The organism is Ichthyobacterium seriolicida (genome assembly GCF_002369955.1).
GTDB lineage: Bacteria > Bacteroidota > Bacteroidia > Flavobacteriales > Ichthyobacteriaceae > Ichthyobacterium > Ichthyobacterium seriolicida.
Genome location: NZ_AP014564.1, coordinates 700,578 through 723,529, shown reverse-complemented (window position 1 = coordinate 723,529; position 22,952 = coordinate 700,578). Strand labels below are relative to the sequence as shown.

General features: G+C 33.5%; 20 protein-coding genes. 1 reads left to right on the top strand and 19 read right to left on the bottom strand.

Annotation, left to right across the window (positions count from 1 at the left end):
* Positions 1-3: 3 nt before the first annotated feature.
* The 9 genes from JBKA6_RS02815 to JBKA6_RS02775 form a co-directional block, all read right to left on the bottom strand.
* Positions 4-372, bottom strand: coding sequence for a hypothetical protein (locus JBKA6_RS02815; protein WP_096685666.1), 369 nt, complete (start codon positions 370-372; stop codon positions 4-6).
* Positions 356-2,044, bottom strand: a complete 1,689-nt coding sequence (locus tag JBKA6_RS02810) for an amino acid ABC transporter substrate-binding protein (RefSeq protein ID WP_096685664.1) — start codon at positions 2,042-2,044, stop codon at positions 356-358. Before JBKA6_RS02810 ends, JBKA6_RS02815 begins: the two co-directional genes overlap by 17 nt.
* Before the next feature lie 47 nt (positions 2,045-2,091).
* A complete protein-coding gene (locus JBKA6_RS02805; RefSeq protein ID WP_096685662.1) occupies positions 2,092-4,347 on the bottom strand; it encodes a transglycosylase domain-containing protein in 2,256 nt (751 codons plus the stop codon).
* A gap of 1 nt (position 4,348) precedes the next feature.
* Entirely contained in the window at positions 4,349-4,801 is a 453-nt protein-coding gene (locus JBKA6_RS02800) for a gliding motility lipoprotein GldH (protein WP_096685660.1), read from the bottom strand.
* 18 nt (positions 4,802-4,819) lie between these two features.
* On the bottom strand, positions 4,820-5,734 hold the full coding sequence (locus JBKA6_RS02795; protein ID WP_231952076.1) for a PSP1 domain-containing protein: 915 nt from the start codon (positions 5,732-5,734) through the stop codon (positions 4,820-4,822).
* Positions 5,735-5,943: 209 nt separating this feature from the next.
* Positions 5,944-7,302 (bottom strand): phosphoribosylamine--glycine ligase, encoded by a 1,359-nt coding sequence (locus JBKA6_RS02790; protein WP_172843099.1) that lies wholly within the window; start codon positions 7,300-7,302, stop codon positions 5,944-5,946.
* Positions 7,303-7,400: 98 nt separating this feature from the next.
* Positions 7,401-9,257, bottom strand: coding sequence for a phosphomethylpyrimidine synthase ThiC (thiC, locus tag JBKA6_RS02785; protein WP_096685654.1), 1,857 nt, complete (start codon positions 9,255-9,257; stop codon positions 7,401-7,403).
* A gap of 18 nt (positions 9,258-9,275) precedes the next feature.
* Entirely contained in the window at positions 9,276-9,479 is a 204-nt protein-coding gene (thiS, locus tag JBKA6_RS02780; RefSeq protein ID WP_096685652.1) for a sulfur carrier protein ThiS, read from the bottom strand.
* A 138-nt stretch (positions 9,480-9,617) separates the two neighbouring features.
* Positions 9,618-10,157, bottom strand: a complete 540-nt coding sequence (locus tag JBKA6_RS02775) for a Smr/MutS family protein (protein ID WP_096685650.1) — start codon at positions 10,155-10,157, stop codon at positions 9,618-9,620.
* Between the two features lie 120 nt (positions 10,158-10,277).
* On the opposite strand from JBKA6_RS02775, the gene JBKA6_RS02770 reads away from it, so the two are divergent.
* The gene (locus JBKA6_RS02770; protein ID WP_096685648.1) at positions 10,278-10,841 is read left to right on the top strand and encodes a T9SS type A sorting domain-containing protein; all 564 of its coding nucleotides are present in this window, start codon (positions 10,278-10,280) and stop codon (positions 10,839-10,841) included.
* A 133-nt stretch (positions 10,842-10,974) separates the two neighbouring features.
* On the opposite strand, the gene JBKA6_RS02765 is transcribed toward JBKA6_RS02770, so the two are convergent.
* The 10 genes from JBKA6_RS02765 to secA all read right to left on the bottom strand — a co-directional run bounded on the left by JBKA6_RS02765 (position 10,975) and on the right by secA (position 22,941).
* Positions 10,975-12,684, bottom strand: coding sequence for a phospho-sugar mutase (locus tag JBKA6_RS02765; protein ID WP_096685646.1), 1,710 nt, complete (start codon positions 12,682-12,684; stop codon positions 10,975-10,977).
* 27 nt (positions 12,685-12,711) lie between these two features.
* On the bottom strand, positions 12,712-13,311 hold the full coding sequence (locus JBKA6_RS02760) for a fumarylacetoacetate hydrolase family protein (protein ID WP_096685644.1): 600 nt from the start codon (positions 13,309-13,311) through the stop codon (positions 12,712-12,714).
* A gap of 2 nt (positions 13,312-13,313) precedes the next feature.
* The gene (locus JBKA6_RS02755; protein WP_096685642.1) at positions 13,314-14,276 is read right to left on the bottom strand and encodes a bifunctional riboflavin kinase/FAD synthetase; all 963 of its coding nucleotides are present in this window, start codon (positions 14,274-14,276) and stop codon (positions 13,314-13,316) included.
* 20 nt (positions 14,277-14,296) lie between these two features.
* Positions 14,297-15,718, bottom strand: coding sequence for a DUF4270 domain-containing protein (locus JBKA6_RS02750; RefSeq protein ID WP_172843098.1), 1,422 nt, complete (start codon positions 15,716-15,718; stop codon positions 14,297-14,299).
* 10 nt (positions 15,719-15,728) lie between these two features.
* Positions 15,729-16,538 carry a glycogen/starch synthase gene (locus tag JBKA6_RS02745; protein WP_096685637.1) on the bottom strand — a complete coding sequence of 270 codons (810 nt, stop codon included), beginning with the start codon at positions 16,536-16,538 and terminating at the stop codon, positions 15,729-15,731.
* A 111-nt stretch (positions 16,539-16,649) separates the two neighbouring features.
* Positions 16,650-18,212: a ribonuclease Y gene (rny, locus tag JBKA6_RS02740; RefSeq protein WP_096685635.1), complete on the bottom strand. Its 1,563-nt coding sequence runs from the start codon at positions 18,210-18,212 to the stop codon at positions 16,650-16,652.
* 217 nt (positions 18,213-18,429) lie between these two features.
* Complete coding sequence (locus JBKA6_RS02735) at positions 18,430-18,723, bottom strand: cell division protein ZapA (RefSeq protein ID WP_096685633.1); 294 nt, start codon at positions 18,721-18,723, stop codon at positions 18,430-18,432.
* A gap of 2 nt (positions 18,724-18,725) precedes the next feature.
* A complete protein-coding gene (locus JBKA6_RS02730; protein ID WP_157776900.1) occupies positions 18,726-18,989 on the bottom strand; it encodes a hypothetical protein in 264 nt (87 codons plus the stop codon).
* A gap of 100 nt (positions 18,990-19,089) precedes the next feature.
* A complete protein-coding gene (locus JBKA6_RS02725; RefSeq protein WP_157776899.1) occupies positions 19,090-19,500 on the bottom strand; it encodes a DUF4293 family protein in 411 nt (136 codons plus the stop codon).
* A gap of 105 nt (positions 19,501-19,605) precedes the next feature.
* On the bottom strand, positions 19,606-22,941 hold the full coding sequence (gene secA, locus JBKA6_RS02720) for a preprotein translocase subunit SecA (RefSeq protein WP_096685627.1): 3,336 nt from the start codon (positions 22,939-22,941) through the stop codon (positions 19,606-19,608).
* Positions 22,942-22,952: the final 11 nt, after the last annotated feature.

The following is a 22,952-nucleotide window of genomic DNA, read 5'->3' as shown; positions in this document are numbered from 1 at the left end:
GAATCATATAATTTTTTCGTCTTCTAAATAATTTATTACAGCCTTTTTTAAAAATATAGTTTGTTCTCCCACACTCATATTAGGAAGCTTCTCCACTTCAGAATAATGAGGCCATCCATCATGATCTATACCTTCCATAGCATAATAACCATATGGCTCCAACAGTCTACAAATGGCAATATGCATCAAGTTTACCTTTTGATCTTTTGAAAATTTTGTTTTAACCTGACCAAATTCTCTCAGTCCTATGATGTATAATACATTATCTATGTCTAAATTCTCTCCTTGGGAGAACCTAAGTGATAACACAGATATCACTTTATTCCATTTATCCCTTAAATATTTTCGATCTATATCATCCTTGTATACCATCTAAATTAGGAATGCTATCTGTTTTTGAGTCTGAGTCTGAGTCTGAGTCTGAGTCTGAGTCTGATTCGTATTCTATTTCATCTGTGATGTCCTCCTTTTTTAAGAATAATTCCTTTTTTTCCATATTCTCATATTTAATTATATGCGAATGCTTATTCTTATAACCTCCTAAAGCTGTTTTTTCATATATGTATCTGCTGTACAGACCCTTTGTTGGAGTGTTTATATCTTTGCCAAATATTTTTTTTGATAAAATATCATAAGTGACATCAAAGCCTATGAGCCCGTATTTATCTGGCTCTGTGTAGTATTTATTTCTATACCTTTTCAGAAATTCTTTTGTGTCTTCATCTCGATAATCTATATGATTCACATCTGGAAAATGTAATTCTACATTAGACAAATATTCGCTTTCCAATTTTTCAATCATATCTGTTTTTTCTAATAGAAAAATCTTGGGTATTACAGTATCTCCTAATCCATATACACTACTTATTAAATCTGTTGTGATAACATCATCTTTGGTAGCCAATATAAAATTGTTCACAGCAAATGAATCTATCTTAACCATAAGAGTATCTCTCTCCAATTTATGTTTTTCCAATAATATGGATTGTACACTATCTATAGGAGCTACCTTAGAAATAAATTTCTTAACCTTTAAAAATTCCTTATAGTCGTCGTAAGTTCCAACTATACATATTCTTCCAGAACTATAGTTCTGAACAAAATAAGATAGAATAGTATTATGCATATCCTCTGCATAAGAGACAGTATTAACTATATTAGGTCTCTTATCTAAGACTATTCTTTTAGATAGAGGCGAAACAATAATGGGAATACGCCCCCTTAACTTATCTGACAAGAATTCTACGTTTGAACTATAAAGAGGACCTATAATAATATCTGTATTAGAGAAATCATCTCGTTTTATTATGCTATCTATAATTCTCCTATCATTCCTTGTGTCGTATACTGATAGTTTTATATCAACCCCTTCTATACTAATAGAATCTAAGGCAAAACGCACCCCATTATAAAAGCTATAAGACACTTCTGATTTATTGAATGGCAACATAAGACAAACATCTAAAGATCTTTTATGTAATGTGTCTTTTACACTGACGTAATCGACTCGTTGTGCTGCTTTTATATCTAAGCTGTCATAATATCTCTGAGAATTATCCTCTGTAATCCCCAGCTCTATGCTCTCTACTCTTTTTTGGGTATCCAAGTCTGATTCTAATGCGACATCTACATCGTTTAAATCCTCTTCTTTCACCACTGGTATCAATAATACATTTCCTGCTTTAAGCCCATCTTTTAAAAAAGGATTTATTCTTTTAAGTTCATCTATAGATATATTGTACTCCCTGCTGATTGAAAAAAGCGTTTCCTTGCTCTTGACGTGATAACTAATATAGTTATCATCAACTATAATTACACTATCACCTATTTTAAGACTATCTCTATTAATATCAGGATTATATTTAAAAAACGCATCCTCCGAGATACTGTACATTTTACATATGCTGTAAACTGTTTCACCCTGAATTATTTTATGCAATTTCGTGTGTTTCTCTTGACCGTGGGATATATACGTAATTAAAAAAGTCAAAAGAAAAATTATATTTCTCTTCTTTTGGGAAAAAGAGATAAAATATCTAATCATAGATTGTGTACTTGAAAAGAGATGCAAATATATTTCTTTGTTTTATTTCAAAACTCCGTATCGTTTTTTTTATCATTGTATACCCCATCTTTACAATCTACATTTATTTTCATATTCTCAGGAGATTCAAAATTATCCATACTGACATTCAGTGTAGAATCGTTATAACACTTTCTCATAAACAAAGCCCAAATAGGCAGAGCTGTAGTAGCCCCCTGTCCAAATGTTAAATCTTCGAAATGCGCAGAGCGATCTTCATTTCCAACCCAAACACAAGTCGCTAAATTAGGCACTATTCCAGTAAACCATCCATCAGAATGATTATTAGTAGTCCCTGTCTTACCAGCTATTTCATTTACAAATGCATAAGGATAACCAGTAGAAGAATCAAAAGGATAACTCATGTGACTAGTCCTAAGCCGAACTCCAGTTCCATACTGGGTGACACCTGTCATAAGTTTTAATGTGGCAAAAGAATCTTCTTCACTCATGACCTCTCTCACTATTCCAGTGTTTTCTCGATTTAATAATACACTACCGTACCTATCTTCTATCCTAAGTATATATTTAGGTTCTATATACATGCCCTTATTAGCAAATACCGATAGAGCCCCAATCATTTCGTATACAGATAAATCTGGAGTGCCAAGAGATATAGAAGGTTGTTGAGGTATATCAGATGTAATTCCCATTTTCTTTGCAAGGGCGACAACTGGTCTAGGCCCTATCATCTTCATCAATCTAGCTGTGATGACATTTAAGGATCTAGCTAATCCCTCTTTTAGCGAGATCATACCACCGTATTTATCTCCTGCATTCTTTGGATACCAATCTTCTGCTATATCCCAATCTTCCTTTTTAAAAAGGACCCTGGTATTAGGCAACTTATAACAAGGAGATAAATGCAATTGATTTATAGCAGTGGCATATACAAATGGTTTAAAAGATGAACCTACTTGTCTCTTGCCCTTCTTTACATGATCGTATTTGAAATGTTTGTGATTTATACCACCTACCCAAACTTTAATGTGTCCTGTATTGGGCTCCATACTCATTATTCCAGCCTGCAAAAAATGCTTGTAATATCTTATGGAATCTAATGGAGACATCAATGTGTCTATGTCGCCTTTCCATGAAAATAAAGTCATTTTTGTTTTTTTATTAAATATTTCATCTATTTTGCTTTGGTCGACCCCATTCTTGACTAATTCCTTGTATCTACCTGTTACCTTAATAGAATTCCTCATAATAGTTTCTTCTTCCTCTTGAGTGATTTCAAGAAAAGGCGCTGTAATATTGTCTTTATGTGTTTTGAAAAATATCTCTTGTAGATTAGATAAATGCTCTTTCATGGCTTCCTCCATATACCTTTGCATCCTAGAGTCTAATGTGACGTAAATTTTTAATCCATCCCTATATAGATTGTATTTTTTTCCTGACTCTTTGGCGTATTCCTTAATCCATTGATTTAAATGCAGTCTCAAATATTCCCTAAAATAAGTAGCTATCCCTATGTTGTGATCTTCAACACTAAATTTAATATTTAAAGGAATCTGAATAAGAGAATCCCTTTCTCGTCTAGATATATTTTCATTTTTATACATCTGATCTATAACTACATTCCTTCTTTTTAAGGAATTTTCAGGGAATTTCTTAGGATTATACAAAAAGGGATTCTTAGCCATTCCTACCAATACGGCAGCCTCTTCTATCTTTAAACTATCTGGAGTACTATCAAAATAGATTTTAGCCGCTGACTTTATTCCTACAGCCTGATATAAAAAATCAAACTTGTTGAAATACATAGTTATTATCTCTTGCTTTGTGTATTGTCTTTCGAGCCTTACAGCAATTATCCATTCCTTTACCTTTTGCTTTAACCTCTCGAAAAAATCAGTAGAAGGGCTCTTGGTAAATAACATCTTTGCCAATTGCTGTGTTATAGTACTAGCTCCACCAGAATAGCCCAATTTAAGAGCAGCTCTAGCCAAAGATCTAAAATCAATTCCGGAATGACTAAAAAAACGAATGTCTTCAGTAGCTATAAGAGCATCGACTAAATGATTAGAAATATCTGTATACTTTACAGGTGTTCTGTTCTCTTCGTAAAATACTCCTATCACCTCTCCATTGGAAGATATTATCTCAGAAGCCAAATTTATTTTGGGGTTTTGTATATACTCAACAGGTGGCAACTCACCAAATTGACCATTGGCTCCTAGGTATAATAACGACCCCACAAAAGCAACTGCCGAGAGATATATAAATACAATTACACAACTGTAAAATTTATATTTTTTCACTTTACTCTACATCTGAATCGGTTACTCTCAACCCAACCTCTTCTATCCCTTTCAAAATATCTCTTCTCATACCTTGCTGCAAATGCAAATTATACAAACCCACATCATTAAAACTGAAAAAACTCTTATAGATAAGAATGTTTTGTATGCCCCCAAATATTCCAGAGCCCAACCATTTACCATTTATATCTGTCATCTCATATTCTAAAGTGTCCCTTATAACCACCCCTTTTGGGGTAATCATTTTAGTGAAAAAGTACAAGTTACTAAACTCGTATTCATCATTATTTTTAAGGTGTATAAATATATCCTTTTTATTCTTTATATCTTTTATCTCAAAAGAAAAAGAAACTATACTATCCTTAACCCATCCGCCTTCAATTACATAATCCCGATGGTAAATTACATCATTCTTACAGGCAGTAATAACAAAAAAAATAAAAAACCAAAACATAAAAGTCTCAATTAATACTTATACATCATCCGTTATGGCGTAGTCCTCTAAGGATATGACTTTTTTACCCATTTTGTTTTTATTTACCATATCGTGCACATCCTCTTTCTTTATTTTAAAAAGTCCTGAATCACTATCATCTTTATAGTAAAACCACATTATATCTTTTAAGATATCCATCTTGCTAAACAGAGCAACTCCCTTGGTCGTATATAGTTTTGACTCTTTAGGGAATGTCTTCAACACACTGGCATAGGAATCCAATTCATAATTCAGACAGCATTTTAATTTTCCACATTGCCCCATTACCCTTTCTGGATTTAAAGAGAGTTGTTGATATTTTATAGCCTTGGTATTCACAGATTTAAACTCTGTAAGCCATGTGCTACAACACAATTCCCTTCCACAAGATCCAATACCTCCAACAAGAGCCGACTCTTGTCTTTGATTTAGCTGTTTCATCTCTATTCTAACCCTAAAACGAACTGCTAACTCTTTTATCAAAATACGAAAATCTACTCTTTTCTCTGATGTATAATAAAAAAATGCTTTAGTATTATCTGCTTGATATTCCACATCAGATATTTTCATTTTCAGACTTAAATCTCCTACAATGCAACGACCTACAAATAGAGTATTATCCTCTTTAGCTTTAACCTCTTGCCATTTTTCTATATCTTTTTCAGAAGCTTTTCTAAGTATTTCATTTATGGAGCCATCATCTTCTTTGACCTTTTTTTTGCGCATTTGCATACGAGCTAATTCTCCAACAATGCTGACAGTTCCAATATCATAACCCATATCAGCTTGTACTACTACAGCCTCGCCCACTCGAATTTTTAGATTTTCGCTATTCTTGAAGAATTGTTTTCTATCGTTTTTAAAACGAACCTCCACACAGTTGAACACGGGATCAGATTCTGGCAATTTCATATTAGAAAACCAGTTAAATACATTTAATTTGGAACATCCCCCTGAGTTGCAATACCCATTATTTTTACATCCTATAGGACTTCGCCCATCTTGAGAACAACTCGAACAACCCATTTTTAGATTTTTTTAAAAAAATCCACCATCTGTCTACCAATAGACTAAAACAAAATATACTTCACAAGTAAAACAATCCTGTGGATAATAACTACTCAATACTTAGATGCCTTTTCTGACAAAAGGATCAAGTTTTCTCTAGAACCAATATCTCTTCTAAATTCTAGACCTTGCCTCATGACATATTTTTCAATTGCTTCATTAATCAAATCTGAAGCAGATTCTATATCCTCTGAAATACAACCAAATGCTATAACTCTAGATGTCTTTAACGTTTTATACTCAGTATAAGCGCCTCTATTGCCCAATTCTTCACAAAAAGAACAAAATATTGAGATCCCGAATTTGGACATTTCCTCTTTTTTTATGGAAAATAACGTTTCAGACTCACTTTTTTGAGGATATTCCTTAGCCACCAAATATTTAACTACACTTGCCTTGCCCACAAAAGTTATATTATCTTCAGATATCTTCTTATGCCATATATTCTCTAATACTGTAGATAATGGTTCGTTTAAAACACTCAACACGTTCATGGCTTCTGGATCTCCAAATCTCCCATTGTACTCCATAAATTTTATTCCATCTTTGGTCTTGAAAAAGCCACCATTCAAAATCCCATTGAAATTTAAATTTCTCTCTCTCATCTCCGACAATGTCTTTTTCATTATCTCTTTGCATTGATCCAAATCACTGTCACTCATAAAAGGAAGTTTTAATTCCGAATTTGTGAAACATCCCATTCCACCTGTTCCATCTCCCAAATCATTCTCATGCCTATATGGATAATCATACGAAGCAGGAGATAATACTAAGTTTTCACCATCGGTAAAACCCATAATAGTAAATTCTATACCATCTAATTTCTCTACGAGTAATACCCTCTCAGTAGGATTATTTTTTAGTAATATCCTAGAGTAATCTATACAATCCTCATATTTTTTTAAGTGATTAGGCATTAACTTCACCCCTTTGCCACCTGTCAAACCCTGTGGTTTTACAACTATATCTAATCTTCTTTTTTTGAATTCTTCTACTGCATCTACTAACTCTTTATCATTAGATACCACTAAGTAAAAGGGCACACACTCACCACAGACCTTCTTGACTAAATCGATAGAATAAATTTTATCCCACTCTATTCTAGTGGCCTCTTTTGTTCCGCCTATGGCTCTTATATTATTTTCTAATAATACATCGACAACTCCATTAGCCAAAGGCTGATCAGAACTTACAAAGACATAATCTATTTCATTATCTCTGGCAAAATTTAAGACCACATCAGGATCGTTCACATCAGCTACTAAATATTTTCCATGCGTATTTTGCACACATTCTACTATAGTGGGGTTTTTATGTTGTATAACAGCATATACAATACTATCGCTGGAAAGATTAATAGCAAATGCACTCTCTCTCGCTCCATTACCAACAACCAAAAACTTATTTTTCATCATATGATTTTATTTTTGCACAAACTCTATTTAAGGTAAATTTTGGGATTGAATTATTATCACAAATCTGAAATGATCAAAAAAAACACTTATTTTCTCTAACCATCTACATATATATTTCCTCCTTTTTCTACAAATTCTAAAGACTTCTCTTTTAAGCCTTTATCTATAGCCTCCTGTGTATCTAATCCCTTTTTCTTTGCATAATCCCTAACATCCTGAGAGATCTTCATAGAACAAAAATGCGGACCGCACATAGAACAAAAATGAGCTACTTTAGCACTCTCAGCAGGTAGAGTTTCATCGTGAAATAATCTAGCAGTATCAGGATCTAGAGACAAGTTAAATTGATCTACCCAACGAAATTCAAAACGAGCCTTACTTATAGCATTATCTCTGACCTGCGCCCCAGGATGACCCTTAGCTAAATCAGCAGCATGAGCAGCTATTTTATACGTTATTACCCCTGTCTTGACGTCTTCCTTATTTGGTAACCCCAAATGTTCCTTAGGAGTTACATAACAAAGCATAGCGCATCCATACCACCCTATCATAGCAGCGCCTATACCAGAGGTAATATGATCATATCCAGGAGCTATATCTGTAGTCAAAGGACCTAAAGTGTAAAAAGGCGCTTCATTACACTCTTTTAACTGCTTATCCATATTTTCCTTTATCATATGCATTGGCACATGACCAGGCCCTTCTATAATAGTTTGAACATCGTGTTTGTGAGCTATACGCGTCAACTCTCCTAAAGTTTCTAATTCCTTAAACTGAGCTTTATCGTTAGCATCAGCTAAGGACCCTGGCCTCAATCCATCTCCCAAAGAAAAAGCCACATCATAAGCTTTCATAATTTCACATATATCTTCAAAATGAGTGTATAAGAAACTTTCTTTATGATGGTGTAAGCACCACTTAGCCATGATAGAGCCTCCACGCGATACTATTCCAGTTACCCTGTTAGCAGTGAGGGGAATATACCTCAATAGCACTCCTGCATGTATTGTAAAGTAAGAGACTCCCTGTTCTGCCTGCTCTATAAGAGTATCCTTGAATATTTCCCAAGAAAGCCTTTCGGCTCTTCCATTTACCTTTTCTAAAGCCTGATAAATAGGCACAGTTCCTATTGGAACAGGAGAGTTTCTTATTATCCACTCTCTAGTCTCATGTATGTTTTTTCCAGTAGATAAATCCATGATAGTATCTGCTCCCCACCTACAAGCCCAAACAGCCTTCTCTACCTCTTCCTCTATGCTAGAAGTGACAGCAGAATTACCTATGTTAGCATTGATCTTCACTAGAAAATTCCTGCCAATAATCATTGGCTCCATCTCTGGATGATTTATATTTGACGGCAATACCGCCCGACCCATGGCTATCTCACTACGAACGAATTCTGGAGTTATCTCAGAAGGTATCATAGCCCCAAAACTATTGCCAGGGTGCTGTTTCACATATTCCCTGACCTCTGTAATTTTTTGATTTTCGCGTATAGCCACGTATTCCATTTCAGGGGTAATAATCCCTTGCTTAGCGTAATACATCTGTGACACATTCCTCCCTTGCTTTGCTCTGAAAGGGACATTTGTGTTTTTGAAGTACAGTTTACTACCATCGTTTAACACCTTTGCTGCATAAGAAGAGGAAGGGGTAGATAATTCATCTACATCGCCTCTATCCCTTATCCAACTTTCGCGTAACCTTTTCAAACCTGTAGTTATGTCTATGTCTACATCAGGATCTGTATAAGGACCACTAGTATCATAAACAATGATGGTATCCTTGCGTTGCTCACCTAAGGAATTATCAGTATTTGAACTAGTCAAAGTTATTTCCCTCATGGCAACTTCTATATCGTGTATACCACCCTTTACGTAAATTTTTTTGGAAGAAGGAAATGGGGCTCTGCTAACCGAGGCCTCTGTAGGTATTTTATTTGATCTTTTCATCTGACTTAAAATTACACATCAACCACCTTGAATTGCCCTTATTACAATCATTTTATCATTATCCTTAAATGTTTGCTTAGACCATAGAGCGCTCGATAAAATCTCATTAGAAAAAGCTACCGCAGTTCCACACTCCTCTACACCCATCTCAGATAATAAATCCGACACAGTAGTATCGGGAGATACCGACATGGGCTTACCATTTACCGTTATGTTTATCATCTTAAACTCAGTATATAGCAAATGAAAAAACTACACATAAACAACCTTTCCTATCTGCTCACAAAAACAAATAATATCGCACAAATGAAGAAAATTCGAGGGACAAATGTATATCTTTTAAATAAAAAATCAAACCAATCATAATATGTGTACAGTAGTCGCTCCTCTACCATAAACGTGCAATGGAGCATCATTGTATTTTACAATACCACTGTAATTAGATCTAAATAATTTGGATAATTCACATTTCAAAGTACCATTTCCCACACCGTGTATAAATACCACTTGTTCTATATCCAACTCTATAGCCTCATCCAATCTCTCTCTTGCTAGTGATATTTGCAGTCTAATAATTTCTGAATTAGATAAATTTACATACTTACCCGCTGTAGTTTCTATATGTAAATCAATCTCTATGAGTTTGGACCGTGATTTTTTAAAATTAGGTTTATCACGAACCTCAAAATCCTTACTGCTAAAATATTTCTTTGTATCAACACAATGTTTAGTTAAATCTTCACAGAGAACTAACTCATTTACCAAACATTCAAACTGCATCCCATCATCACTTACAAATGAGATATTATCATCTACTATGCTTACTATGATCCCATCTAAATCGTCATCTATAACCGACACTTTATCACCTATTTTTAGGTTTCGTGATTTTGAACTCATCTTTAGTTAAAAAAAGAATGACCAAAGTACATATTTTCGCCCCCCTAAAAAAGGTTTTTTAAAAAAAAAGTTTTACCTTTGCATACAGTGGAGAGGTTTTGATATAAAAAAAGGCTAGTTATGTTCTTACAAAAAGTTAATGTTATCCCTAATAGGTTTCTTATTTCTTGTCTTGTAGTATTATTGTCTTGCTCTTTATCATCTAGAGCTCAGCAATCATTCAATTCGTCGGGAGGTACAGCTAGCAACTCTGCTGGCAGCTTTAGTTATAGCCTAGGACAACTGTTCTTTAATACCCTTGAAGGGGAAGATGGCACTACCGTACACGAAGGTATTCAACATTCTTTTGAATTATTTGAGATTCTAGGAGATGATCCTATATCTGACGATGAACTTATCAAACCAACCTTTCCAGAAGGAAACTTCAAAGTCTATCCTAATCCTGTTGTTGATCTTCTGACAATAGAAATAGATGGAATTAACTCAGAGGGAGATATGGAGACTTTACTCAGCCAAAGGATTAAATACAAGATATATAGCTATGACGGAAAACTACTTTTGAATAAAGATATAACTTCAAATCTAACTCAAGTAGATTTACAAGATTTTCCAACTGCAGGGTATATTATGCATATAACCGACGGAAACACCTTATCTGCATCGTTTAAGATAATTAAGAATTAAACAACATACTATTACCAGTTCTAACTGTGAGCTCTGCGAAAAAAAACATAAAGCTAGCAGACATATTCTGTGTCTGCTAGCTTTTGTACATTAATAATACGTGTATCACTAAATATTTCTACTTGTTGATCATCTAATCTATATATTCTAATAGCTCTTTTGTTATTCTGTCGAGCTTTCTAGTGCCATTTTCAACTGTAGTCTTTAAATCTAACTCATCCATTTTGCTCTTTATAGATAAATAAAACTTTATCTTAGGCTCCGTGCCTGATGGCCTAATTGACACTTTGCTTTGGTCAGCAGTTTTTAACACTATAACATTTGATTTTGGTAAGATACTATCTCCATTTGGATTATTATCTTCTTCATAATCTATTATCTTTACTACTCTAGATCCATCTATTTTATCAAGAGGAGCATTTCTAAATCTTGACATGATGCTCAATATCTTTTCAGTGCCAACCATTCCATTTTTAGTAATCGAAAGAAGTTTTTCTTGATGATATCCGTATTTTCTGTACAATTCTATCAACCTTAAATAAAAACTCTCTCCTCTTTGTTTGGCTTCAGCAGCTATTTCACAAATTAATAAAGATGAAGTTACAGCGTCTTTATCTCTAAGAAAATCCCCTATCATATAACCATAACTCTCTTCTACACCTATGATAAATTTAGATTTACCTTCTAGTAATCTAACCTCATTGCCTATCCATTTAAACCCAGTAAATACCCTTTTACAATCTACTCCAAAATTATCGGCTATACTCTTAATTATATCACTAGTAACTATACTAATAGCTATGAAATTCTTCCCAACTAACCTTCCACTAGATTGTAATTTAGAGAGTAAAAAATCAACCATAACTGCTCCAGTCTGATTCCCATCTAACAGAATAATATTTCCTTCTAAATCCCTAACACCTATCCCAACTCTATCTGCATCTGGATCGGTGCCTATTATCAAATCTGCCTTTTTACTCTCTCCTAGAGATATCGCCATATTTAAGGCCTCTCTCTCTTCAGGATTAGGAGATTTTACCGTAGGGAAATTACCATCGGCTTTCATCTGATCTTCAACAGTATATACTTGTGTAAAACCAGCTCTTTCTAAGGCCTGTGGCAGAATATTAGTAGCAGTCCCATGTATGGGAGTGAAAACTATTTTTAAATCTTCCTTTCCTCTAACTGAAAAACAAGTGTTCTCGATTGCTTCCTCTAAAAAAAGATCGTCGATATCTCTGCCTATCTTAGTAATAAGTGATTTTTTATTTACAAATTTTACATCTTTTATATCTAAACTGTCTATCTCCTTTGTAATATTTCTGTCATTAGGCGGAACAACTTGAGCGCCATCATTCCAATATACCTTGTAACCATTGTACTCTGGAGGATTATGTGAAGCAGTGATGACTATGCCTGCATTGCACTTAAGATGCCTTATAGCAAAAGATAATTCTGGCGTTGGTCGTATATCATCGAATATGAAAACTCTTACGCCATTTGCCGATAGAACTTCAGCAACACTCTCAGCAAGATTTCTACTATTATTCCTACAATCATATGCTACTGCCACACTTAATAAGTGATCGTCGCCGTAGTATTTAAATAAATAATTACTCAGCCCCTGAGTGACTATTCCTAGTGTATATCTATTTATTCTATTAGTCCCCACTCCCATAATCCCTCTAATGCCACCCGTTCCAAAATTCAAGTTTTTATAAAATGATTCTCTTAACTCTTCAGGATCACTTAAAATGAGCTTTTCTACTTCTCTTCTAGTCTCTAAGTCATATGGTTGTGTCAACCAAGTCTTAGCTTTAGATATCGCATCATTGTACTCCATAACAAAAAGATTAAACTAGATTATTCATCATTTTATTTTTATCTCAAACATTTGCTCGCCTTCTAATCTGCCTACTAATAAATCATTGGGCTTAACTATAGATGAACCAAAAGGAGTGCCTGTAAAAATAATATCACCTATTTTCATTGTCATAAACTTAGATACATGTGATATTATATCATTTATACTAAAAATCATATCATTTATATTCCCACGCTGGACCTCTAAACCATTTTTTAATAAACTGAAATCATTTATTAGATTCTTCTTGTCTATAAATTTACCTATTACCATCGAGCCGTCAAAACATTTAGATTTTTCCCAGGGCAAATAATCTCTTCTTAGTTTATCTAATACATCTGTGGCAGTAAAATCTACTCCCAAGCCTATTTCATCATAGTACTTATGAGCAAATTCTTTTGATATATATTTCCCTATTCTATTTATTTTTACCAACAACCCCACATTGTGAAATATAGAATCTGAAAATTCGGGTATAAAAAAGGGTCTCCCCTTTAGCAAAATAGAACTGTCTGGTTTTAAAAAAAATATTGGTCCCTCACAAAGATGATCATCCGCTTCCAAAATGTGTTCTCTATAATTTGAGACTACACATATTATCTTCATTTTTACAATATTATTTTGTCTTTTCTATCACTATGGATTAACTTGTTTAAAACAATTTCCTTATCCATTAACAGTTGACATCTCAATGATTCCAAATCTGGAAACTTCTTCTCTTCCCTTATAAATTCTATGAATTCTACCTTAATATTAGAACCGTATATATCTCTGTTAAAATCAAAAATGTGAACTTCTACCTTAGAATTGGTATCAGACTCTAAATACACGGTTGGATTAAAACCTATATTTAGCATTCCATTAAAAATATCATCATCTAAGATTACTCTCACAGCATAGACCCCATTACTTGGCAGTAATTTATTTTTATCCTCTATATGTATATTAGCCGTAGGAATACCTATTTGATGCCCTATCTTATTTCCTCCTACAACTCTACCTGTTATATAGAAATCATAACTCAGAATTTTTTTAGCCAAACTAAACTCTCCCCTCTCAACAGCTATCCTTGCTTTAGTAGAGCTGATCAAAACCTCTTGATTTTTTCTCTCTTGAACCCTTTCAATATCAAAACCACATGCTCTAGAATATTTGATAAGATTATTATAATCCCCTTCTCTATTTTTGCCAAAACGATGATTATAACCTACTACGAGAGTTTTAAGTTTAATCTTATTTACCAGTATCTCCTCTATGTATTTAGAGGTGCTAAAATTAGAAAACTCCCTAGTGAAAGGATATATTATAAGGTGTTGTAATCCTATTTTCTCCAATAGTTCTATTTTCTCTTCTAACGTATTTAGAAGTTTGATATCACTATTTTCTTCTAAAACTATTCTAGGATGAGGGAAAAAAGTAAATAATACTGACTCTCCATCAACCTCATAAGATATGCGATTTAATTCTCTTATTATTTCTCTGTGACCAAAGTGAACTCCATCGAATACCCCAACTGTAAGAACGGCATTTTTTACAGGCTTAAATTTATCTAATGAACGATACACCTTCATTTTTTCTGATAAAAAAAACACTAATTAGTATAGTGTATAACTAATTTAATCCCTTTATCTGCCTGTTGTCTATTGCCAAATAAGACAGCGCCTAGAGCTGTATTTTTGTATTTAACTTCTAAGCCTAGCTTGACATTATCTCCATATTTCTTACGTTTTACACTTTTTGTCAAAATAGATTGAACATGTTTGGTAATATCAAAAGAATAAAAATACCCTTTATCGTCCTTACTTACACTTACCCCATAGTCTTTATAGGCTTGTGATAAACTTTCACCTGTACTATTTAAAGGTATCTGATCTGTTAATAAACGTTTGCTATCCTTATCAAATAATCTCAGCTGAGGATTATCTCTTGTAATATTATCAGTATATATTTTCAACTCTGCATTATTTACAGCCCACACCGAATCCCTAAGGCTCTTTAATTGAGTTTCATCAAATAATTCTATAGTAGTTGTGAGATCTGTGCTTCCCTTTACAAAAACCTTTGACTGCCCTTGAGTTTTTCTGTTATTATCACTTACAATAGACCTGATTTCCTGACTAGGAGTATATTCATATTTATTGACCCTTGCAGCATCGACTCCTTTAATCTTAAAATCAAAACGATTATTCTGGCCTGATTCGGTCTCATCGTTTTTGTAAAAAATAGTCAAAGTAATCTTTTCTGGATCTACAGAAATAATTGAACCATCTGAGTTATTATTACTATTTACTGTAACATACAACCCCTTGAGACTTTCTGTGAAATTCACATTATTTTCTAAGATAGGAGTCCCTTGATTATCTATTACTTTTTTTTTGAAAAAAGACTTATCTAAGTTCAACCAAAGTCCTGGAGGATATTTTTTTTGTTCTCCATTTATAAGTAAAGCGATAGAATCTATAGAGGGTTTAAAGGAAATATTAGCTATTGCTTGAGTTCCTAATGCAAAATTATGATTAGTGTAATATACAGAATCTTCATGCTTTATGCGTTCTAATAACTCTAAAACTTGCACATTTATACTTGAATTCCTGTTTCCATATATAGAATCTGTGTCAAAAATATTTGATGATGCTTTTTTAACACCATCAACCCCTCTAGCTAGATAAGGAATGTAAAGCGCAACAGAATCGATAACTGGATTAGTCCCAAACTTCTTATTTGAATTTGGATCTTTGCCTGGCACTTTATCTGGCAATTGAACTTGTAAAGCAAAAGAAGATTTTAAAGTGCCAAATACAGGATCTTTATAAACGCCAAAAGTATACAAATCAATGGGATTGGAATGAATCTTACTATCTATATCATTGTATATTACAACCCTAGAATCAGAATACATTCCAGTTTTTAGAGGAGTGTCTACCAACTCCAAGGGAATACTTACTGATTTCTCACAAGACAAAAGAGATACAACACATAAGGAAAAAAGTAAAAAATAAGAAAAACCTCCCATGATTCTCAATCTACATATCTTTAGCGTATAACTCTTGGTAAAAACTAACATATTCCTTGTCATCTTCTGGGCTTTGTAGCACATCTAAATCTGGATATTTTTCTAATATATTTTTTATATTATCATCAAATTCTTCTAATTCTCCTTTTATTACAAAATGAGAATTGTCTATAGCGGATTTTAATAAACTAGAATAATCAGCAGTATCGAAATAACCTATCTTTTCATTAGGGATTCCATCATATTTCATTTTATCAGCAATACTGTCCATCACTCCATGAAAATAATCATTGTATACTGAAACTACAATTTTTATTGAAGAAAAAGCGGGATCATTCTTATAGTGAGTATTCAAATAAAAAGGAAGTAAATAACCTAGCCATCCGTGGATGTGTATTATATCTGGAATCCAATTGGAGTTTTTTACCGTTTCTAAAACACTTTTTATAAAAAATAATATTCTCTCATCATTATCCTTAAACATAATTCCTTTATCGTCCTCAAACAACTTTTTACGCTTAAAGTACTCTTCATTATCTATAAAATAGACCTGTAATCTTTCATTAGGTATAGAAGCTACTTTCACTATTAAAGGATGATCTGTGTCATCGACTACAATATTCATCCCAGATAATCTTATAACTTCATGTAATTGATACTTCCTCTCATTTATATGACCGTATCTAGGCATAAACATCCTAACTTCATTTCCAGCGGAATTTACTTTTTTTAAGAGCTTAAAACTCTCAGAAGCACAAACAGACCCGTTTACATAAGGATTAACCCCATAAGAGACAAATAATATTTTTTTCTTTTTCATTCTTGCTTTAGGTTGGTTAAACGGGCGCTAAATTACAAAAAATAGAGGATTTTTTTATAAAAAGCAAAACAAAACCTATAAAATATTTATCTTAAGGGGCGTTTTCTCCGTCTACTTAGCTATGCTTACAGCACGTGTTTCACGGATTACTGTTACTTTCACCTGCCCAGGATAGGTCATCTCATTTTCAATTTTCTTAGAGATATTAAAAGCTAATTTAGAAGCTTCCTTATCTGAAATTTTCTCGCTCTCAACTATAACTCTTAACTCTCTACCCGCCTGTATAGCATAAGATTTATTAACTCCTGAATAACACATAGCTAGGTTTTCAAGATCTCTCAACCTCTTGGAGTATATATCAGCAGATTGATGACGAACTCCAGGTCTAGACCCAGAAATAGCATCACATACTTGAACTATAGGAGATATCAATGAAGTCATCTCAATATCATCATGATGGGCACCAATAGCATTACAAACTTCTTTATTTTCCCTGTATTTTTCGGCCCATTCCATTCCCAAAAGAGCATGTGGCTTTTCTGATTCTGTCTCTGGAACCTTCCCTATATCATGCAACAAGCCTGCTCTCTTTGCTAATTTAGGATCTAAACCTAATTCAGATGCCATAATAGCCGACAATCTAGCTACCTCCTTAGAGTGTTGTAAAAGGTTATGACCATAAGAAGATCGAAATTTCATTCTTCCTACTATTTTTATAAGTTGAGGATGCAACCCATGTATCCCTACCTCTATAACTGTTTTTTTACCTACCTCTATAATTTCTTGTTCTATCTGATTATTAGCTTTTGACACTACCTCTTCTATTCTAGCTGGATGAATACGACCATCTGAAACTAATACTTTAAGAGCTAGCCTAGCTACTTCCCTCCTAACGGGATCAAAACAAGATATAACTATAGATTCTGGTGTGTCATCCACTATTATTTCAACACCTGTACAAGCCTCTAAAGCTCTTATATTACGACCTTCCCTCCCTATTATACGCCCCTTCATATCATCGGAATCTATATTGAAAACCGACACAGAATTTTCTATTGAAGTCTCTACCCCAACTCTTTGTATAGTCTGTATTATTAGCTTTTTAGCCTCTGCTTCTGCAGCTATTTTAGTCTCTTCTAAAACATCTTGAGCATATACCATAGCCTCGGTATCTACCTCCTCTTTTAAACTTTTTAAAAGCTCTTTTTTGGCCTCTCCTACAGAAATATTAGATATATTTTCCAATATGGCAATTTGCTCTTTTCTGCTTTGTTCTAATTCCTCTTTTTTATTTTCGACTATGGATAAAAGTGTCCTATAATTATTTTTTTCAGCCTCTAATAAATCACTTTTTACTTTATACTCTTCCAAGTATTTATTGACTTTATGCTCCTTACTTTTAAGTATTTTTTCTATATGAGCTATCTTATTATTTCTAGATTTGATAACACTATCGTGTTTGCTTTTTATTTCAGCTATCTTTTTTTTAGCACTTAAAAGCTTTTCTTCCTTTATGTTCTCCGATTTTATTTTTGACTCTTCAACAATCCCATTAGCTTTTTTCTTTGCTTCTGATAGAAGTACACTTCTTTTTCTCTTGTCTAAAACATTAGACATGACAAAGCCTGTACCCACACTTACAATAGAAGCTAATATAAATAACGCATAATCCATAATCATTCACTTTTTAACAAAAAAAGCCCTGCACTAGCCTGACATATTTAAATAAACTTCATCTTTACACAAGATTAGAACTTACCTTGCCATTCAAGTTTCTACTGACTTCACAAAACAGAAAAGTGTAGCTTACTATAGGGACAACATCCGTTCTTATTATTAAATACTGTTAAGTTTACTAAAACTCGTCAGAACTAATACAAGACTTTTAAAATCACTTTGATTCACCAAAATACGACAAAATCTTTTTCAACTTATTTTTGATTGCAACCTCATCGTCTACATTGATTGTTTTTTGACGCTGCATTCTAAAAGCAAGCTGCAAGGCAGTCATATATATAGCATCGTGTTCATCTTCAAGACCATAACTCCTCTCTATCTCACTCACATAAGATTTTATGCACTTCTCGGCCTCTCTATAAGAAATTTCCGTATCGATAAAAACCCTCAAAGGATAAGACCTGGATCCTACAGATATTTTTATATTTATCTCTCTTTTTTTATCCAAAACTACCTTCTACTTAACTCTATTACACAATCATTCAACTGATTGACCAAATAATCTATCTCTTGATTTACTTCTTCTTTACCTTCGGATATAGAATCAAATTTAAGCGCTAAATTCTGTTCTGTTAATTTTTTACGTTCCTTTTCTAGCTCCCCTATTTTATCTAGCAAAAAAGAATTATACTCCTTAATCTTTTGATACTTTTCAAGTAGAATTTTAATCTGTTTCTCTATTTCTTCAACAAGCTGAAGTGAATTTTCACTCATAGTCCAAATCATCTGACGATCATGCAAATATAGTTGTTGAAACTATATTTTTCAAATATCATTTTTATGTATTCATAAAAATTTACTCATATAACCCTATCTACCTTATCCTATCTGAATATTTTATAATTCTATAATCTTTGATTATTCCTCTTAGAGATAAAAATAAAAATATCATATCTAATACTATAACGATGGGAATCAATACTTCTCTAATATCTGGATTCGATCCTCCGTACATGTAAAGAGCAAATAGAAACACTATTAATACCACAACTCTCATTAAAATATTTATACGAGTGAGGATCATCTGAATTTTCAATTTTCTAAAGCTAAAAATTGTAACTAGACTACCTATGAGCAACACGTATATGATATAATTCATACAGTCTAATATCGTTAGTTCATCACGATCACCCAGATCTGGACGATCAAAATTTAGAGCAAAGAGCATAAGGCCCCAAATTAAAAGCGAAAAAAGTAAATACAATGTTTGGATTCTCTGTATCATGACTAATAATTTTAATAGTTAACAAACCGCTAAGAGCAGCCACTAAGTAAAATAAAAATAATTATATATTTTTTAGATTATATAATCATGAAAGAGAAATAATTATCACAGTTTTGAGAGCAATACCCAATCCCCTTGCTCTATTAATACCTCAGCTTGCTTAAATTTAAGGGTTTTTTCCTCTCCAGTAGATATATTTTTGATAGAAACTTTTTCATTTCTGCCTATTTTGGAATCATTTACAATTGGTTGAGAACTGTTTTCTGTTTCGCTATTAGATGCCCCCACCCCCTTATAGACAACTTTATCTCTGCCTACACTTAATTTTTCTTTTTTCTTGATATTACTAGCTTGCTTTACCCTATTTTCATCTTGAGGAAAAAATCCTTTGAATAAAAAACTAACTATTTCATAGTTTATCTTGTTCAATACACCTTTGAACAGATTAAACGACTCGAATTTATAAATTAAAAGAGGGTCTTTCTGTTCGTATACAGCGCTTTGAACAGATTGTTTTAACTCATCCATCTCCCTTAAATGATCCTTCCAACAATCGTCTATAAAATGTAGAGTAATATTTTTTTCAAAATCTTTTATAAGCTGCTTACCCTTAGTCTCATAAGCCTCTTTTAGATTAGTGACTATATGCATAACCTTTACTCCATCTGTAAAAGGAACAGATATATTCTCAAATCTAGCCCCATCACTCTTATACATATTGTCTATTATAGCATAAGTAATCTCAGCTAGATTAGAACACTTTTCTATATAATGATTGTAAGCTTTATTATATACTTCATCTATTATTTTATCTGTTTTATCTCTATTAAATCGATCTTCAGATATATCAACTGGGAAAGAAAAAGCCTTTATATGTTCAAATTCTAAATTACTTAAATCTCCTGTCTCCTTATTAGAAGACACTATATTTTGACAAATATCATAAATCATATTTGCTATATCTATAGATAATTTAGTTCCAAACAGAGCATTATGACGACGAGTATAAATTACATCTCTTTGAGAGTTCATGACATCATCGTACTCTAATAAACGCTTTCTGACACCAAAATTATTCTCTTCTACTTTCTTCTGAGCCCTTTCTATAGATCTAGATATCATGGGATGCTGTATCACATCTCCTTCCTTATGCCCCATACGATCCATCAGCTTGGCTATTTTATCCGATCCAAACAATCTCATTAAACTATCGTCTAAGGATATAAAAAATTGTGAAGACCCTACATCACCTTGTCTACCAGAACGCCCCATAAGCTGTCTATCGACCCTTCTAGAATCATGTTTTTCAGTGCCTATTATAGCTAGCCCTCCCGCTTTTCTAGTCTCTTCTGTAAGCTTGATATCAGTACCACGACCAGCCATGTTGGTAGCTATAGTAACCACCCCAGACACTCCAGCTTCTTCTATTATGTCAGCCTCCTTTTTGTGTAGTTTAGCGTTCAATACGTTGTGTTTTATCTTGCGTATCTTTAGAGCTCTACTCAGCAACTCAGAAATTTCAACAGATGTAGTACCAACTAATACTGGCCTACCTTCACTGGACAACTTTACCACCTGATCTATCACAGCGTTAAATTTCTCACGAGTAGTTTTGTAGATTAAATCATCATTATCCTCCCTCTTTATAGGCTTATTAGTAGGCACTACCACCACATCTAATTTGTATATCTTCCAAAACTCACCCGCCTCTGTCTCTGCAGTACCTGTCATCCCAGAAAGCTTTTTATACATTCTGAAATAATTCTGAAGGGTGATAGTAGCAAAAGTCTGTGTAGCAAGTTCTACTTTTACATTCTCTTTAGCCTCTAGAGCTTGATGTAATCCATCAGAATAACGACGCCCTTCCATGATACGACCAGTCTGTTCATCAACTATCTTAACTTGACCATCTATAAGCACATAATCTTTATCTTTCTCAAATAAAGTGTGTGCCTTTAATAGCTGATTTACAGTGTGTATTCTTTCACTTTTAATAGAAAAATCTCTGTATATCTGTTCTTTCAAAACAGATAGCTTTTCGGGATCTATTTCTTCTCTCTCTAATTTGGCTATTTCCTCGCCGATATCTGGCATTATAAAGAAATCTGAATCATCACTGTCGGATAAAAACTCTACCCCTTTGTCAGTCAACTGTATGGAATTATTCCTCTCGTCTATTACAAAATAAAGAGATTCATCAACCTTGATCATTTCCTTATTCTGTTCTCTCATATAAAAGTTCTCAGTCTTTTGTAGTAGAGCTTTTACTCCCTCTTGACTTAAAAACTTTATCAAGGCTTTATTCTTGGGTAAACCTCTATAAACTTTCAATAAATTAAATCCACCCTCTGTAGTCTTGTTATCAGCTATCAACTTTTTAGCCTCTAATAAAACAGTGTTGAGATATTCCCTTTGAGCACTGACCAATCTATCTACTTTAGGCTTTAACTCATTAAATTCTTGTTTATCTCCCTTCGGGACCGGCCCCGAAATTATAAGAGGTGTACGAGCATCGTCTATAAGGACAGAATCCACCTCATCTATTATGGCGTAATTGTGCTTTCTCTGAACTATGTCATTGGGAGAATGAGCCATATTATCCCTGAGATAATCAAATCCAAATTCATTATTAGTACCGTAGGTTATATCGGCCAAATAAGCCTCTTTCCTAGCCTCAGAATTTGATTCATATAAATCTATGCAGTCTGTTCTAAGACCGTGAAACTCAAAAATTGGCCCCATCCAAGCCGCATCCCTCTTTGCTAAATAATCATTAACTGTAACTAAGTGAACCCCCCTACCTGTAAGAGCATTTAAATAGAGCGCTAAAGTAGATACCAAGGTCTTTCCTTCCCCTGTTGCCATCTCTGCTATTTTGCCGCTGTGAAGAACCGTACCACCTATCAACTGCACGTCGTAGTGTATCATATCCCAAACTATTTTCTTGGCCATCACATCCCAAGAATTTAGCCACACAGCCTTGTTGTCACGTATCTCGACGTGTTTATGAACAGCTGACACTCTAATGTCAAATTCATTAGCGGTTACGACCAACTCCTCGTTGTGAAAAAAACGATAAGCTGTCTCTTTAACTACAGCAAATGCCTCGGGCAAAATATCATTTAAACACTTCTCCTGTTCTCTATATATCCTCTCCTCTATTAGGTCTATCTTAGAATAGAGATTCTCCTTTTCTTCAACACTTATATCATCTGCTTTTACTCTGTTATATAAACCCTCAACAAGAGCAGAATCTTCTTTTACATAATCGCAAAGACGGAGCTTAAACTCTTTAGTCTTATCTCTTAATTCATCATTAGAAATATCTTTAAGAACAAGGCCTATGTCATTTATCTTTGATACCAAAGACATGGCATCCCTTATATCTTTTTTAGATTTATCACCTATAAAAAGAGTTAATATTTTGCTTATTACACTCATACTCTGATACT